The 16,445-nt window shown below is 72.7% G+C and carries 13 protein-coding genes; 5 read left to right on the forward strand and 8 right to left on the reverse strand.

Annotated features, from left to right (window positions below):
• Nucleotides 1-11: 11 nt before the first annotated feature.
• The 5 genes from OG335_RS20550 to acs all read right to left on the reverse strand — a co-directional run bounded on the left by OG335_RS20550 (nt 12) and on the right by acs (nt 5,743).
• A complete protein-coding gene (locus OG335_RS20550) occupies nt 12-209 on the reverse strand; it encodes a hypothetical protein (RefSeq protein ID WP_405012583.1) in 198 nt (65 codons plus the stop codon).
• 121 nt (nt 210-330) lie between these two features.
• Complete coding sequence (locus OG335_RS20555; protein ID WP_405012584.1) at nt 331-1,350, reverse strand: alpha/beta fold hydrolase; 1,020 nt, start codon at nt 1,348-1,350, stop codon at nt 331-333.
• A gap of 79 nt (nt 1,351-1,429) precedes the next feature.
• Nucleotides 1,430-1,906 (reverse strand): phage holin family protein, encoded by a 477-nt coding sequence (locus tag OG335_RS20560; RefSeq protein WP_405012585.1) that lies wholly within the window; start codon nt 1,904-1,906, stop codon nt 1,430-1,432.
• 114 nt (nt 1,907-2,020) lie between these two features.
• Nucleotides 2,021-3,316, reverse strand: coding sequence for a Na+/H+ antiporter NhaA (gene nhaA, locus OG335_RS20565; RefSeq protein WP_405012586.1), 1,296 nt, complete (start codon nt 3,314-3,316; stop codon nt 2,021-2,023).
• Nucleotides 3,317-3,763: 447 nt separating this feature from the next.
• The gene (acs, locus tag OG335_RS20570; protein WP_405012587.1) at nt 3,764-5,743 is read right to left on the reverse strand and encodes an acetate--CoA ligase; all 1,980 of its coding nucleotides are present in this window, start codon (nt 5,741-5,743) and stop codon (nt 3,764-3,766) included.
• 570 nt (nt 5,744-6,313) lie between these two features.
• Between acs and OG335_RS20575 the strand changes: the two genes are divergently transcribed.
• Nucleotides 6,314-6,853, forward strand: a complete 540-nt coding sequence (locus OG335_RS20575) for a hypothetical protein (RefSeq protein ID WP_405012588.1) — start codon at nt 6,314-6,316, stop codon at nt 6,851-6,853.
• Nucleotides 6,854-6,915: 62 nt separating this feature from the next.
• On the opposite strand, the gene OG335_RS20580 is transcribed toward OG335_RS20575, so the two are convergent.
• Together OG335_RS20580 and OG335_RS20585 are read right to left on the reverse strand one after the other, a co-directional pair.
• On the reverse strand, nt 6,916-9,267 hold the full coding sequence (locus OG335_RS20580; protein ID WP_405012589.1) for a SulP family inorganic anion transporter: 2,352 nt from the start codon (nt 9,265-9,267) through the stop codon (nt 6,916-6,918).
• A gap of 350 nt (nt 9,268-9,617) precedes the next feature.
• Nucleotides 9,618-10,604 (reverse strand): ATP-binding protein, encoded by a 987-nt coding sequence (locus tag OG335_RS20585; protein WP_405012590.1) that lies wholly within the window; start codon nt 10,602-10,604, stop codon nt 9,618-9,620.
• A 191-nt stretch (nt 10,605-10,795) separates the two neighbouring features.
• On the opposite strand from OG335_RS20585, the gene OG335_RS20590 reads away from it, so the two are divergent.
• On the forward strand, nt 10,796-11,677 hold the full coding sequence (locus OG335_RS20590) for an oxidoreductase (protein ID WP_405012591.1): 882 nt from the start codon (nt 10,796-10,798) through the stop codon (nt 11,675-11,677).
• Between the two features lie 342 nt (nt 11,678-12,019).
• Here the strand turns inward: OG335_RS20590 and OG335_RS20595 are convergent, their stop codons facing one another.
• Entirely contained in the window at nt 12,020-13,015 is a 996-nt protein-coding gene (locus OG335_RS20595; protein WP_405012592.1) for an HAD family hydrolase, read from the reverse strand.
• A gap of 626 nt (nt 13,016-13,641) precedes the next feature.
• Here OG335_RS20595 and ssd point away from each other — a divergent pair.
• From ssd to OG335_RS20610, 3 genes are all read left to right on the forward strand, one after another.
• Complete coding sequence (ssd, locus tag OG335_RS20600; RefSeq protein ID WP_405012593.1) at nt 13,642-14,754, forward strand: septum site-determining protein Ssd; 1,113 nt, start codon at nt 13,642-13,644, stop codon at nt 14,752-14,754.
• 218 nt (nt 14,755-14,972) lie between these two features.
• Nucleotides 14,973-16,139, forward strand: coding sequence for a TadA family conjugal transfer-associated ATPase (locus OG335_RS20605; RefSeq protein WP_405015466.1), 1,167 nt, complete (start codon nt 14,973-14,975; stop codon nt 16,137-16,139).
• A complete protein-coding gene (locus tag OG335_RS20610; RefSeq protein WP_405012594.1) occupies nt 16,136-16,273 on the forward strand; it encodes a hypothetical protein in 138 nt (45 codons plus the stop codon). The genes OG335_RS20605 and OG335_RS20610 overlap by 4 nt, the downstream gene beginning before the upstream one ends.
• Nucleotides 16,274-16,445 lie beyond the last annotated feature (172 nt).

A 16,445-nucleotide genomic window follows, 5' to 3' on the forward strand; every position in this document is an offset into this window, starting at 1 on the left:
TCTGCCGGCCCTCAGCCCTCGCGGCGGAGCCGGGCCCCCACCCAGCGGGCGCGGCGGCCGAGGATGCGTGGGATGCCGAGCCGGTGCGCCTCCTGGCCTTCCGTCCGCCCCGGCGAGGCCCCGTAGGACCAGTCCGACTCGTGCGTGAGGTGCTGCGAGTTGCGGCTTCCACGGCGGCGTCGGCGCGGGGCTGCATCGCGATCGGGCATCCAGGTCATAAAGGATGGATGCCCGTGGGCCGTGAAGGGTAATCGCTTCCGGGCTGCCCACCTGGCTTATGCGACTGTCATATGAGTGATGGTCAGACTTTCCAGGCTCGCGGGGCCCGTGTCACTCCTTGTGCTGCCGCACCCACGCGATCAGCTCCTCCGAGAACTGCTCCGGCGCCTCCTCGTGCGGGAAGTGCCCGACCTCCGGCAGCAGCCGCCACCGGTACGGCGCCTCCACGTACTCGCCCGCCCCGAGCGCGGTGTGTGCCAGCATCACCGGGTCCGCGGCGCCCTGCACGTGCAGGGTCGGCGCGGTGATCGGCCGCTTCATCCGCCGTGCGAACTGGATGCCGTCCGGCCGGGCCAGCGAGCGCAGCAGCCAGCGGTACGGCTCGATCGAGCAGTGCGCGGTCGACGGGATGCGGATGGCCTGCCGGTACGCGTCGACCGCGGCCGGCTCCAGCTTCTGCGGTCCCGTCCAGGCGTCGAGGTACTCGGCGAGCACCGCCGCGTCGTCCGCGACCAGCCGGCGCTCGGGGATCCACGGCCGCTGGAACCCCAGCACGTGATCGAAGGCCGCGATCTGGCGCCGGTCGGTCAGCAGCGCCCGCCGCAGGTGGCGCGGGTGCGCCGCCGAGACGACCGTCAGACTGCGGATGACCGAGGGACGCATGACGGCGGCCACCCAGGCCAGCGCGCCACCGGAGCCGTGCCCGACGAGATGCGCACGCCGCTCGCCGAGCGAGCGGATCACGCCGGTGATGTCGAGCGCCAGGTTGCCGGGGTCGTAACCGCGGGGGGTGCGGTCGCTGCCGCCGACGCCGCGCAGGTCGAGGGCGACGGCCCGGAAGCCGGCCTCGGCCAGCGCCGTCATCTGGTGGCGCCAGGCCCACCAGTACTCCGGCCAGCCGTGCACCAGCAGGACGAGCGGGCCCTCGCCGACCTCGGCGACGTGGAACCGTGCACCGTTCGCCGCGACGTCGCGGTGCGTCCAGGGGCCGGGCCCGCGCACGCTCCAGGGGGCCGTCTCGGCCGCCCGGCCGCTCCCGGCGGCGGGTACGGGCCCGTTCTCGGCGGTCCGGGCCGTCCCCGGCAGGGACTCGGCGGGCTTCGCGGGTACGGGCTTCTGGTCCAACGGCATACCGAGAGCCTGTCATACCCGTGCTACGAACACGTCTCCGGCACTCGCGCAGCTCGGCAACGATCGGGTACGCGCGAGGTCAGGAGATCCGGCCGAGCGCCCGGTCGATCTCCTCCTTGGTGGCGGGCCGCGGACGCGCGTTCTTCAGCACGTCGGCGGTGGCCTGGGCCCCCTCGATCGTCCGGTGCGGCTTCTCGATCTTCTTGAAGGAGCGCATCGCGAGCAGTCCGAGCAGGGCCGCCAGCAGCAGGTAGGCCCCGCCGACGATCAGGAACGACCAGCCCAGCGTCAGGCCGAGCGCCTGCAGGCCGTACGCGGCGGCGAAGCTCAGCATCGGGACGGCGGCCAGCGCGACCACACCGGCGACCGTCAGCGACACCCCGCCGGTGACGCCGCGCTTCACGTCCGCGCGGATCTCGGCCTTCGCCAGGGCGATCTCGTCGTGCACGAGCGCCGACAGGTCCGCAGAGGCCGCGGCGAACAGCTGCCCGACGGAACGCTCACCCTCGTACGGGGCCCGGCCGGTGCTGTACGGATCTGCGGTTCCTGCGGGCATCAGCGGTTCTCCTTCGCGGCGGCATCACTCGATCGACAGCTCAGCATCATGCCCCCCTCGGTCCGTCGGACACCACTCCGGGCACCCGCAGGCGGCGTGTCAGGCGACGGACCGTCACGCCGGGCGCTGGTACACGTCGGGGACGCCGTCGTCGTCCGCGTCGACGTTCTCCGCGTCGTACAGCTCGCGGTAGTGGCGGTTGCGGAGCTTCAGCAGCACCGTCGCCAGCAGCGCGCACAGCACCGAGCCCACCAGCACGGCGGCCTTCGACAGGTCGGCCAGCGCATGGTCGTCGGGGAACGCCAGCTCGCTGATCAGCAGCGACACCGTGAAGCCGATGCCCGCCAGCGTCGACACCGCGAAGAGGTCGGCCCACCTGAGCTGCGGATTCAGCTCGGCCCGCGTGAAGCGCGCCGCCAGCCAGGTGCCGCCGAAGATGCCCACCGTCTTGCCGACCACCAGGCCCAGCACCACGCCCAGCGGCGTCGCCTCGCTGAACACGTCGCCGAGCGCCGACAGGGACACCGAGACGCCGGCCGCGAAGAGCGCGAACACCGGCACCGCCACACCGGCCGACAGCGGACGCACCAGGTGCTCGATGTGCTCACCGGGCGAGTGCTCCTCGCCCGGACGCGTCGTGCAGCGCAGCATCAGACCCATCGCCACACCCGACACCGTGGCGTGCACACCGCTCTCGTGCATCAGCGCCCACGTCACCAGCGCCAGCGGCACGTACAGGTACCAGCCGTGCACACCCGCCCGGTTGAGCAGCCAGAACAGCAGCAGACCGGCGAGGGACAGCCCCAGCGCCCACAGCTTGATGCCCGAGCTGTAGAAGATCGCGATGATCAGGATGGCGATCAGGTCGTCGACCACCGCCAGCGTCAGCAGGAACGCCCGCAGCGCGGAAGGCAGGTGAGTGCCCACCACGGCGAGCACGCCCAGCGCGAAGGCGATGTCGGTGGCTGTCGGGATGGCCCAGCCGGCCGGGTGCCCCCCGGAGCCGCTGTTGACGACGGTGAACACGACGGCGGGCAGCACGACGCCGCAGACCGCGGCCACCACCGGCAGCGCCGCCGCGCTCGGCGACCGCAACTCGCCCGCCGTGAACTCCCGCTTCAGTTCGATGCCCGCCACGAAGAAGAAGACGGTCAGCAGGCCGTCCTCGGCCCAGGCCTCCACCGACAGGTCCAGGTGCAGCGGCTTCGACGGGCCGAACGTGAACCCGCTGACCGTGGCGTACGACGCCGGCCAGCCGTTCGCCCAGATCAGTGCGGCGACCGCGGCGAGCAGCAGCAGGACGCCACCCACGGTCTCGGTGCGCAGCGCATCGGTGACGAAGCGTCGCTCGGGCAGCGGCAGCAGGCCGAGGAAGATGCGGCGCTGGTCGGGCGCGGGCGGCGTAGCCACGGCGGGGACCTCCTAGGGCGGGGCGGCGGACTGCCTGCTGGTGCACGGGGACACCGGCGGTGCAGTGCCGACCAGTCTTCCCGGCGCGCCTTGGAGTGTGATGGTGCCGGAATTCTACGGGGCGCGGCCGCACGGCATCGGGCCTGGCGCAGTTTACGCAGCCCACCGGCGGATTCCCGGTCGCGAAATGCCCTGCGCCACGGGCCCGCGGCACGCTCCCCTGGACGGTCTGCGACCAGATGGGTGAATGTCGGGTCGCCCCTGTGGCCCGCCGGGCGATCGGTGCCATGAGGCCGGCTGCTCCTGAACGGGGCGGCCGAAACGGAGGAGCGGCAGGTCCGCGACGGGCCCGCTAGGGGCTCGGTGGACGGCGGCGCGCCCGGTCACAGGGACCGGGCGCGCCGCCGTCCACCGACCTGCGGGCCGCCGCCCGCAGGTCGGTGGTGGTCAGTCCTGGGGGGTGGTGGGGAGTTGGGCTTGGATGAGGTTCATGACGGAGGAGTCGGCGAGGGTGGTGGTGTCGCCGATCTCGCGGTTTTCGGCGATGTCGCGCAGGAGGCGGCGCATGATTTTGCCGGAGCGGGTCTTGGGGAGTTCGTTGACGACGAGGATGCGCTTGGGTTTGGCGATGGGGCCGAGGGTGCGGGCGACGTGGGTGCGGAGTTCGTCGACGAGGGCGGCGTCGGTGGTGTCGGTGTTGGTGGGGTTGGTGGGGTTGGTGGTGGTGCGGAGGATGACGAAGGCGACGATGGCCTGGCCGGTGGTGGGGTCGGTGGCGCCGACGACGGCGGATTCGGCGACCTTGGGGTGGCCGACGAGGGCGGATTCGACTTCGGTGGTGGAGATGTTGTGGCCGGAGACGAGCATGACGTCGTCGACGCGGCCGAGGAGCCAGATGTCGCCGTCGTCGTCCTTCTTGGCGCCGTCGCCGGCGAAGTAGCGGCCGGGGAAGCGGGACCAGTAGGTGTCGATGTAGCGCTGGTCGTCGCCCCAGATGGTGCGGAGCATGGAGGGCCAGGGTTCGGTGAGGACGAGGTAGCCGCCGGCGCCGTCGGGTACTTCGTTGGCGTCGTCGTCGACGACGGTGGCGGTGATGCCGGGCAGGGCGCGCTGGGCGGAGCCGGGTTTGGTGGTGGTGACGCCGGGCAGGGGGCTGATCATCATTGCGCCGGTCTCGGTCTGCCACCAGGTGTCGACGATGGGGGTCTTGCCGGCGCCGATGTGTTCCCGGTACCAGATCCATGCTTCGGGGTTGATGGGTTCTCCGACCGATCCCAGGACGCGCAGGCTGGAGAGGTCGTACTTGGCGGGGATGTCGTCGCCCCACTTCATGAAGGTGCGGATCGCGGTGGGGGCGGTGTAGAGGATGGTGACGCCGTATTTCTGGATGATTTCCCAGAAGCGGCCCTGGTGGGGGGTGTCGGGGGTGCCTTCGTAGATGACCTGGGTGGCGCCGTTGGCGAGGGGGCCGTAGACGATGTAGGAGTGTCCGGTGACCCAGCCGATGTCCGCGGTGCACCAGTAGACGTCGGTGTCGGGTTTGAGGTCGAAGACGGCGTGGTGGGTGTAGGCGGTCTGGGTGAGGTAGCCGCCGGTGGTGTGGAGGATGCCCTTGGGTTTTCCGGTGGTGCCGCTGGTGTAGAGGATGAAGAGGGGGTGTTCGGCTTCGTGGGGCTGGGGGGTGTGGTGGGTGGGCTGGCGGTCGACGGTTTCGTGCCACCAGAGGTCGCGGCCCTCGGTCCATGCGGTGTCCTGGCCGGTGCGGCGTACGACCAGGACGTGTTCGACGTGGGGGCAGGTGGTGAGTGCTTCGTCGATGGCGGGTTTGAGGGCGGTGGGCTTGCCCCGGCGGTGGCCGCCGTCGGCGGTGATGACGAGGGTGGCGTCGGCGTCCTGGATGCGGGAGGCGACGGCGTCGGCGGAGAAGCCGCCGAAGACGACGGAGTGGGTGGCGCCGATGCGGGCGCAGGCGAGCATGGCGATGACGGCTTCGGGGATCATGGGGAGGTAGATCGCGACGCGGTCGCCCTTGCGGATGCCGAGTTCGAGCAGGGCGTTGGCGGCGCGGGAGACCTCGTCCTTGAGCTGGGCGTAGGTGATGGCGCGGCTGTCGCCGGGTTCGCCCTCGAAGTGGAGGGCGACGCGGTCGCCGTTGCCTGCTTCGACGTGGCGGTCGACGCAGTTGTAGGCGACGTTCAGGGTGCCGTCGGCGAACCAGGTGGCGAACGGCGGGTTCGACCAGTCCAGGGTCCGGGTCGGTTCGGTGGACCAGGTGAGGCGGCGTGCCTGCTCCGCCCAGAAGGCCAGCCGGTCCTCCGAAGCCTGCCGGTAGGCATCCGCGGTCACGTTGGCCGCCGAGGCGAGCTCCGCGGGAGGCGCGAAGCGGCGCTCCTCCTTGAGCAGGTTGGCCAGGCTCTCGTTGCTCAACGCGCACTCCTCATCGACTCTGATGTACCGGGAGATCCCGTGCGGTGGGATTGTCCCGTGTGTCCCAGCACACAGCTCACCAGGCGAACGGGCGTGTTGACAAGAGCCTCCCGAAAATTGGTGTAGACCTTTGATGTGTGAGGGGCCCGGACCGCCAGACCGTCCTGAGCCGCCCGTCGATGGCGGTGCCGTACCCCTCGCGCTCCGGGCGGCGTGATCGGATACGGGGCTGCCGCCGGTCGTTGTGTCGGCTCGTCCCTCAGCCCGGGCGCCTCGCGGACACCCACCCCACCCTCGACGCCGCTCCCGTCCGAATCGCCTGTCCGACCGCCTGCCCGAACCGTCCAGCCCGTCGGAATCACCTGTCCGACCGCCTGTCCGAGCCGGTTCCTTGGCGTCGTACCGTCGGGGCGCATTCCTCCCGCTGCCGGCCGCGGACGCTGCCGCCCGCGTTCTGGTGCGCGAGTACTTGACGGTCCGGCGGATCGGTACTCCACTGACCAGGCGGGCCTGTGGTCATCGCCGCAGGCCCGACCATCGGAACCCTTCCTTGCGACGGAGGTCCGAGCCGTGACGCAGACATCCCTCTCCTCCACCTCACCGCCTTCCGCCGCGGCCCTCCCGGGCGATTTCGCGGTCGTCCGGATGGACGGCCGGGTCGGCCGTCTCATCCGGATCGGACAGTGGCTCAACGGCGACGGATTCGCCGACTACGAGCACGCCTTCATCTACGTCGGGGACGGGCAGCTGGTCGAGGCGCAGCCCGGCGGTGCCGAGCTGCGTCCCGTCTCCGTGTACGACGGGCATCCCGCCCTCTGGTCCACCGGCCGGTACACCCTGACGGACGGACAGCGTGCGGCCCTGGTGACCGCGGCGCGCGGCTACGTGGGCGTGCCCTACAGCGTCGCCGACTACTTCGCGCTGGCCGCGCACCGCTTCCGTCTGCCCTTCAGTCCGCTCCTCAAGGGGTACGTGGCGGACAGTCGTCACATGATCTGCTCCCAGCTCGTCGACCAGTGCTACCTGGACGCAGGGGTCCACCTCTTCTCGGACGGCCGGTGGCCCGGGTACGTGACCCCGGCCGATCTGTGGAGTCTGCTGCGGAGCTGACGGTGGTGTCCCGGGGGCTTCCCGGACCGTCCTTGCGGGTGGTCGGGGGATCTCCCGGTCCGTCAGGCGGTGACCGCCGTCCGCTCGGGGCGGAGTGCCTCGTGGAGCTCGGCCGACACGGGGGAGAAGCGCCCGCTCGGGCCGTCCAGGACGTAGGCCTGGGCCGTCGCGAAGTCGAAGTACATGCCGACCAGGCGCAGGCTTCCCTCGGCGACCCGGCGTTCCACCGCCGGGTTGGCGAGGAGCTGGTCCAACTGCTGGACGACGTTGGTGATGCAGAGCTCCTCGACCTGGTCGGCGGCCGGACGGTCGGCGAACCGGGCCGGGGCACGCCTGAGTCGTGCCAGCGACCCCCGCCCGTTGCGCAGCCAGCGACTGAGCGGCGTGGGGGCGCCGGGTTGCTCGTGGAGACCGTCCAGCAAGGCCTTCATCGCGCCGCAGCCGGAGTGACCGCAGACCGTGATGGAGCGGACCTCCAGGACGTCGACCGCGTACTGCACCGCCGCGGCCACCGAGTCGTCGGCGGCGCCGGGCTCGTGCGGTGCGGGCACGAGGTTCCCGACGTTCCGTACGGTGAACAGGTCGCCCGGGCCGCTACTGGTGATCATGCTCGTGACCATCCGTGAGTCGGCACAGGTCAGGAAGAGCTGGGAGGGGGTCTGGCCCTCCCTCGCCAGGCGCGCGAGTTCGTCACGGACGAGGGGCGCCGTGTGCTGCTGGAAGCCGCGCACACCGTCGAGCAGGCGACCGTGCGGGTCGTCGGGGTCCTGGTCGATGCAGTGGTGGCCCATCCAGGGCGTCCACGCCCGGCAGTGGTGGAGGCCCGCGGTCGCGTCGTGGCGCACGATGCCGTCGGGATCCAGGGGTTCCGCCGTGCGGTGCTCCGTCACCAGCGAGACCCGCCCGCCTGCGGTCTGGTACATCGCGCGCCAGGTGTGCAGCGCCTCGTACGCGGCGTGGTCGAGGAATGATCCGTCGTGGTGGACGGTCACCGCGGCGCCGGCGGGGATCTGTGCCAGGGTCCGGCTGAGGGTGGGCACGGCGGCGAAGGTCAGCGGCCCGTACGTCCGGACGTGGTGCGAGCCGTCCGGGTCGGTGCTCGCGTCGACGTGGGCCCGGGTCAGCCGGTGCAGTGCGAGGAGGGCGGCGACGGTGCCGCCGAGGGCGACGCCCAGCGGGACGCCCAGGGCGACGACGCCGACCACGGTCGCCAGGTAGACGGGGAACTCGCGGTGGCGGTGGATGCGCCTGATGTGCGCGAAGCTGACCATCTGGATGCCGACCACGAGCACGAGGGCTGCCAGCGCGGCGAGCGGGATACGGCTCAGCCCGCCCGCCAGCGCGAGCGCGGCGAGCACCACCCAGCATCCGTGCAGCACGGCGGACCACCGGGACGCGGCCCCGGCCTTCACGTTGGCGGTGCTCCGCACCGCGCCGCCCGCCACGGGCAGGCCGCCGAGGATGCCGGACACCATGTTCGCGAGGCCCTGGCCGCGGAGCTCCCGGTCGAGGTCGCTGGTCGTGTGGGTCATCCGGTCGACCGCGACGGAGGACAGCAGGGACTCGACGCCGGCCACCGCGGTGACGGTCAGTACGAGGGCGAGGAGTTCCGGCCACCGGGCCGCGAACAGTTGTCCGGTGGGTGCCTCGGCGAGGGCGTGGTGCTGCCAGCCGGGCAGTTCGACGCGGGCGAGCCGCAGTCCGAGGCCGAGCGAGAGCGTCGTCCCGGCGGCCACGGCGACCAGCGCGGCCGGAATCCGGGCGAGCCGGTGACCGACGCGCCCGGCGGCCCCGGGGAGCCGGCCGAGCCGCGGCCAGGCGACGAGTACGGCCACCGCGAGCGCGCCGACCGCCAGTGCGGGCAGGTACGGGCCGGCGGCCTGGCCGGGGAGCGCGATCAGGTTGGCGAGTGCCGAGCTCTGCGGGGCGCCGCCGAGCACGACGTGCAGCTGTGCGAGGGCGATGGTGAGGCCGACACCGGCGAGCATGCCGTGGACGACGGCGGGGGAGACGGCCAGAGCGGCGCGGGCGACGCGGAGCGAGCCGAGCAGGAGTTGCAGCAGCCCGGCGGCGACGGTCACGGTGCAGGCGATCCGCCAGCCGTACTGCGCGACGATGCCTGCGGTGATGACGGTCAGCGCTGCGGACGGCCCGCTGACCTGGAGCGGGGTGCCGCCGAGGAGCCCGGCCACGAGGCCGCCGGCGGCGGCGGTGACGAGCCCTGCGGTCAGCGGCGCTCCGGTGGCGAGTGCGATGCCGAGCGAGAAGGGCACGGCGATCAGGAAGACCGCCAGCGATGCGGGCAGGTCGTGGAGGAGGTGCGCGTGGCGGCGGCCGCGGCGACCGGGCCGCGGCGGTGGCGCGTGGTCCGTGGTGTCCGAGGCGATGGGTGCGGCGGAGATGTCGAGGGTCATGGTGTCCCGTCTGTCCGGGGGAACGAAAGCAGTCAGGTCCGGCTTGTGAAGGCACACGGGCGGATCGGCTGTGTGGATCGCGACGGCTGGGCGGGATGGTGAGGACGCGGCGGTTGATTCCCGCGGGGACCTAGGACCATCTGGAAGCCGGTATGCCAAGAGTCGGTAAACCGAGAGTAATGGAATCTTTGCACGACGTGACGGCGGGCGGCGCGCCGGAGCGGTGGATTCACCTTTACGGGTGGAGGTGCGCCACGCGGGGAACTCGCAACGGGCAGGGCCGGTGAACGCCCAGGTGGGAGCGTTCACCGGCCCTGTCGGCCGCTGCGCGGCCGGCTGCCCGGGAGGGGTCAGGCGTGCGCGGAGTCCAGGTCGTCCGCGCCGAGCACGAAGCCCGCGTCGACCTGCGTGGCGAGATCGCGCCCCGTCTTGGCGTTGCCCCAGCTCTCCGCGTTGCGGAGGTGGAAGTGGACGGCCTGCGCGGTGTACTTCCGCGGATCGCGGAGCGCGTGGGCGGCGTCCGCCTCGGCCTCCAGCCGGGCCAGCACCGTGCGGTTGGCGGGCTCCAGCGCGCTCAGCGCGGGCTCGGAGCCCTGCTCCAGCCGCCGCACCCAGTCGGACTGGCCGAAGGCCGCCAGGAGGTCCTCGCCGACCTCGCGGCGGAGGAAGGCGAGGTCCTCCGCCCCCTGCACCTTGTTGCCGACCACCCGCAGGGCGACGCCGAAGTCCCGCGCGTACTCCTTGTACTGCCGGTACACCGAGACGCCCTTGCGGGTCGGCTCGGCCACGAGGAAGGTCAGGTCGAACCGGGTGAAGAGTCCGGAGGCGAAGGAGTCCGAACCCGCCGTCATGTCGGTGACCACGTACTCGTCGCGGCCGTCGACCAGGTGGTTGAGCAGGAGTTCGACCGCACCGACCTTGGAGTGGTAGCACGCGACGCCGAGGTCCTCCTCGGTGAAGGCCCCGGTGGCCATGAGCCGGACCGATCCCTCGTCCAGGGCGATCGGGCGGGCGCACGCGCCGTAGACCGGGTTCTCCTCGACGATCCGCAGCAGGCGTGAGCCGCGGCCGGGGGGAGTGGTTTTGATCATTTCGTCGGAGGAGCCGATCAGCGGGTTGTCGCCGCGGAGGTACTCCTTGATGTCCGGCAGGTGGGCGCCGAGGGCCGGCAGCCGGGCTGCCTGGTCATCCGTCAGGCCGAGTGCCGGGCCGAGGTGTTGGTTGATGTCGGCGTCGACGGCGATCACCGGGCGGCCGACGGCGGCCAGGTGGCGGATGAACAGTGCGGACAGCGTCGTCTTGCCGCTGCCGCCCTTGCCGACGAAGGCGATCTTCATCTGAGGCTCCGGCTCCCGCCGCGGCGGCCCCCGGCCGCTCGGCTGTGTTGGAAATCGTTATCGTCACCGATTAGCGGTCATGCTAGCGGTGGTTTGACGGCTGGCACATGCGGGAAAGGCGGATTGCCTCGATCGGGTGACACCGGGGTTGCTGTGCCGAGGGTGCGGAGGGAGTCATTACCCTCTGGTAGGTGAGCACTGGAACTGATCCCCTCGCCTCGCTGGCCGAACTGCCCGGGGTGCCCGAGGCCGTCGCCGAGGTACGCAAGGCCGTCGACCGCCTCTACGGGCACCGGGTGATGCGCCGGCGGGCCGGCGAGGTCACCTCCGAGGCCGCCCTGCGCGGCGCCAGGGCCTCCGCGGCCCTGGACGGCGCCGACTGGCCGCTGGAGGAGATCCGGCGGCGCAGTGACTTCAGCGGCGACGAACAGGCCCGCGCGGTCGGCGGCGCCCTGCGGATCTCGGCCGAGGCCGGGCAGTTGCTCGGCGTGTGGCGGCACTCCCCGCTGCAGGTCCTGGCGCGGCTGCACCTGCTCGCGACGGGTGACGCCGACGCCACCACGGGCCGACCCCGCCGGGGCGACGAGACCGCTGCGCCGCTCTTCCCGCTGGTGATCGCCGCGGCGGAGGGTTTCGACCGGTCGGCGAAGGGGCTGGAACTTCCCGCCGCCCCGGGCGCCGACGAGGCCGCGGCGCGCCTCGACCAGCTCGCCCGACTGCTGGCCGGCCGGGCGGAAGGCGCGGCGAGCGGCACACCCGCTCTCGTGGTGGCCGCGGTGGTGCACGGCGAGCTGCTCGCGCTTCGCCCCTTCGCCTCGCACAACGGCGTCATCGCGCGGGCCGCCCAGCGGATCGTGCTGATCGCGGAGGGCCTCGACCCCAAGGCCATCTGCCCGGCCGAGGTCGGCCTCGCGGAACTCGGGACCGCCGCCTACCGGGACGCCCTGGCGGGCTACCTCGGCGGCACCGGCGAGGGCATGGCCCGCTGGATCGCGCACTGCGCCGAGGCCCTGCGGCTGGGCGTCCGCGAGAGCACCGCGGTGTGCGAGGCCATGCAGCGCGGCATGGTCTGACAGCGCGGGGGAGAGCGCAGATGCGGCGGCACCCGATCCTGCCGGGTGCCGCCGCTGGTACAGGTGCCGGGTTACCAGAGCATGCACCGGAAGTGCCCATCAGGTGGGGATCTGGCCCGTTCACCTGGTGCGGCGGCCCGTCAGCGGGTCGGCTGCATGTGGGTGCTCGACTATCTGTACGCGGTCCGTGGGCCTTAACTGCGTTGTCGGATCGACCCCTTAGGGTCCTGACCGGGTCTCGCGGGCCGTACGTCCTTTCTATCGCGGATCGCTGCAAAGCGGAACCCGAAAGGGGAAGTTTTTCCCGCTTGTCCGATTCGGCGAGATGTGCAGGTCCGGCCGTCAGGCGGCCGGGCGGCGCTGCTTCGCCGCGTACCAGAGCAGGCCGGCGGTGACGGCCGCGGTGCCGAGTGCCACGCCCAGCAGGACCGTCCTGCTGGGGGCGGAGAACTCCGGTAGCCGGCTGCGGAGTTCGACCGGGCGGTTGAACACGAGCACCGGCCACTCGCGGGCCACGGCCTCCTTGCGGAGGGCCCGGTCGGGGTTCACGGCGGACGGATGGCCGACGGCCTCCAGCAGGGGCAGATCGGTCGACGAGTCGCTGTAGGCGTAGCAGTCGGCCAGGTCGTAGCCCTGCTCCGCGGCGAGCTCGCGGATCGCGGCCGCCTTGTTCTCGGCGTACGCGTAGTACTCGATCTCGCCGGTGTAGCGCCCGTCCTCCACCTTCAGCCGGGTGGCGATGACGTGATCGGCGCCGAGCAGGCGGCCGATCGGCTCCACCACCTCCGAGCCGGAGCTGCTGACGATCACGACGTCGCGCCCGGCGGTGTGGTGCTGCTCGATCAGCGAGGCGGCCTCGTCGTAGATGATCGGGTCGATCAGCTCGTGCAGGGTCTCCGCGACGATCTCGCGGACCTGCTGCACGTTCCAGCCCCGGGTGAGGGCGGACAGGTACTGCCTCAGCTTCTCCATCTGGTCGTGGTCGGCGCCGCCCAGCAGGAAGACGAACTGCGCGTACGCGCTCTTCAGCACGGCCCGACGGTTGATCAGGCCGCCCTGGTAGAAGGGCCGGCTGAACGCGAGGGCGCTCGACTTGGCGATGATGGTCTTGTCGAGGTCGAAGAAGGCCGCCGTGCGCGGTCCGCCGGGCGGACGGACGAGGGCGGACCCGAGGGCGACCGGCTCCGCGGCGGGGGTCTCGCCGGACGCGGGCCGGCCGGCGCCGGGGAACGGCTCGGCGGACTGCCCGGAGGCGGGTGCCGCGGGCCCCTCCGTACCGGTTCCGCTCGCTGGATCGGCGTCGGGGCCGACGGTGTCGGAGTTCTCGGTGCTGTCCACGGGACCGAGGATAGAGGGCGGGGTAATGCCCGCCGCCATTCGGTGTACGCGAGGGCGCGCGGGTTTGTGTTTCTGGCCGCTCGGGTACACCATGGAAGTCACGGATCGTTCGCGACCGTGCTAACCCGGTCCGGCTCCTCCCCCCCGAGTCGGACCGTGGATAGACGACCCCCGCTCTCCCCCCCGGCGGGGGTCGTCGCACGTCCGGGCCCGTTTCGAGGGCCCGTTGACACGTTCGGTGGCCGTTCGGCGCGATTCCGTCACCAGGATTGCGCACGGCATCCCCATCATCACCACGACTGCACTTCTGTCACTCTCGGTGACTGCGTCCTCGGTGGAAAACCGGCCTGTTTCACGGCCCCGTGAATGGCCCGCCGCCCGCTGTGAACGTCAATTCCCCGATGCAATACCCCCCGGTCGGGTGAAGAAGTTATCCACAGCCCCCCAGTTGTCCACAGGTATTCCGCAGCCCTCCGGGCCGGCGTCCCCGGATCCGCAGTCTGGTGACCGGGCAGCCGACCTCCGGGCCACCGGAAGGAGCGGAACGCCCTGCCGACCTGCGCCAGGCCGAACCTGCCCGGCCTTCTCGGCACCACACCGGACAGCGACCCCTGGGGGAGACCGCCATGTCGACACCCACCACCGACTCCCAGCCGACCGGCCGGCCGGCACAGCCCCGCCCCCTCATCGTGACCGGCGACGCGTCCGTCGCCGAACACCTCACCCGGATCTGCGCCGCCGCCGGGGCCGAACCCGACGTCCTCGGCGACGCGCCACCCAGGGCGACCTGGGAGAACGCGCCGCTCGTCCTGATCGGTGACGACCTCGCCGAGCGGTGCAGCGGGCTTCCCCGCCGACCGGGCGTCCTCCTCCTCGGCATCGACCTCGACGACGGCAGCGTGTGGGTCCGCGCCGTGCGGGTCGGCGCCGAGCACGTCCTCTTCCTGCCGGACGCCCAGGCCTGGCTGCTGGACCGGATCGCCGACGCCACCGAGGGCGTCGGGCCGTCCGCGCTCACGGTCGGCGTGCTGGGCGGCCGCGGCGGGGCCGGTGCCTCCACGCTCGCCTGCGCGCTGGCCGTGACCGCGGCACGCGCCGGACACCGCACGATGCTCGTCGACGCCGACCCGCTCGGCGGCGGCCTCGACGTCCTCCTCGGCGGTGAGACGTCGGACGGGCTCCGCTGGCCCGACCTCGCGGCCTCCCGGGGCCGGCTGAGCGGCGCCGAACTCGCCAAGGCGCTGCCGGAGCTCCGAGGACTCAGCGCGCTCTCCTGGGACCGCAGCGACTGCCTGACCATCCCGCCGGAGGCGATGCAGAGCGTGCTCGCCGCCGCCAGGCGACGCGGGGGCCTCGTCGTCGTCGATCTGCCCAGGCAGCTCGACGCGGCCGCTGCGCAGGCCCTGGAGCAGGTCGACACCGGACTGCTGGTGGTGCCCGCGGAACTGCGCGCGCTCGCCGCGGCCGACCGTGTGGCCGCCGCCGCCAGAATGCGCATGACCGACCTGCGGGCCGTCGTCCGCACACCCGGCCCGGTCGGGCTGACGGCCGTCGAGATCGCCCGCAACCTCGGACTGGCCTTCGCCGGTGAACTCCCGCCCGAGCCCGGGCTCGGTCTCGACGTCGAACGCGGGCTGCCGCCCGGCGTCCGCGAGCGCGGCCCGCTGGCGCGGTTCTGCAGCGGCTTCCTGGACGAGGTCATGCCGCCGGTCGCGGCGGCCGGCGGCGGTGCGCTGTGACGGGCCGCCTCATCTTGCGAGGACGGCGGTCCGGTGCCGGACCCGCCGCCGCACCCCGGCGGGGCAGGACCGGGGAAACGGCCGTCCGGACCGTCCGGGAGAGCCGACGCCACCGCGACTCCGAAGCGCCGCCGCCCGGGCCGCCGCCCGGCAACCGAGACGCGCCCCGGGCGGCGTCCCCGGGCCGGGCCGGCGACGTCCCGCAGCAACCCGTCGCGCTGCTCGACGCCGTCCGGCTCCGGCTGGCGGAGACCGGCACCCCGCCCACCACCGGGTCCGTCGCCGCCGCGCTCCGGGCCAGCCGGCCCACCCTGGGCGGCGGCGACGTCCTCGACACGGTCCGGGCCATCCAGGCCGAGCTGATCGGGACGGGCCCGCTCCACCAGCTCCTCGAACGTCCCGACGTGACGGACGTCCTCGTCAACGCGCCGGACGAGGTGTGGATCGACTGCGGCCGCGGGCTGCAGCGGGTGCCCGAGGTCCGGTTCCCCGGCCCCGACGCCGTACGGCACCTGGCCCACCGGCTGGCGACCTCCGCCGGCCGCCGACTCGACGACGCCATGCCATGGGTGGACGCCCGGCTCCCGGACGGGACGCGCCTGCACGCCGTCCTCCCCCCGATCGCGACCGGCTGCACCCACATCTCGCTGCGCATCTGCCGATCCAGCCCGTTCACCCTCGACGAGCTCACCCGCGGCGGCACGGTCTCCGCGTCCGGTGCGGAACTGCTCGCCGGTGTGGTGAAGGCCAGGCTCTCACTGCTCGTCAGCGGGGGAACGGGCTCGGGGAAGACCACCCTCCTCTGCAGCCTGCTCGGCCTGGTCGACCCCCGGGAGCGCATCGTCGTGGCCGAGGACTCGGCGGAACTCCGCCCCGACCACCCGCACGTCGTGCGCCTCCAGAGCCGGCCGCCGAACCAGGAAGGCCTCGGCGAACTGACCCTCCGCGAACTCGTACGGCAGGCGCTGCGCATGCGCCCCGACCGGCTCGTCGTAGGCGAGGTCCGCGGTGCCGAGGTGGTGGACCTGCTCGCAGCACTGAACACCGGCCACGAGGGCGGGTGCGGCACCGTGCACGCGAACGCGGCGGCGGACGTCCCGGCCAGGCTGGAGGCGCTCGGGTCGCTCGCCGGCCTCGACCGATTCTCGCTGCACAGCCAGCTCCGTGCAGCCCTCGACGTGGTGGTCCACCTCGTCCGCGACCCGCAGACCGGGCAGCGCCGCGTCGCCGAACTCCACATCGTGGAGGGGGACAGCCGGGGGCTGGCCACCACCCGCCCCGCCGTCCGCTTCGGCGCCGGCCGGTCCGAGACCGGCCCCGGCTGGCCGACACTCCAGCGGACATGCGCGGAACGCGGCGTGATCCTCCCGGGGAGGTTCGCATGACGCTCGGTCAGTTCGAGCTGATCTGGGCCCTGGCCCTGTGCGGTGCTGCAGCCCTCGCCTGGTGGCTGCTGGAGTACGCCGGCCGGCCGCCGAAGGACCGCGGCACCGGTGACGGCCAGGGAGGCACGTCGTGAGCGTGTACCTGATGCCCTGGGCCGGGATGTTCGGCGGGCTGTCGGCAGGCCTGCTGCTCGGGCACCTGCGGCGCAGGCGGTCCGGCGGACGGGCCTCGGCCGTGCTCCACGGCACCGCCCGCGGCGGCCGTCCACGCGGGTGCGGAACGGCGCCCGCGGCTCGGGGCACCCG

It is taken from the genome of Kitasatospora sp. NBC_01539, from assembly GCF_045040525.1.
GTDB lineage: Bacteria > Actinomycetota > Actinomycetes > Streptomycetales > Streptomycetaceae > Kitasatospora.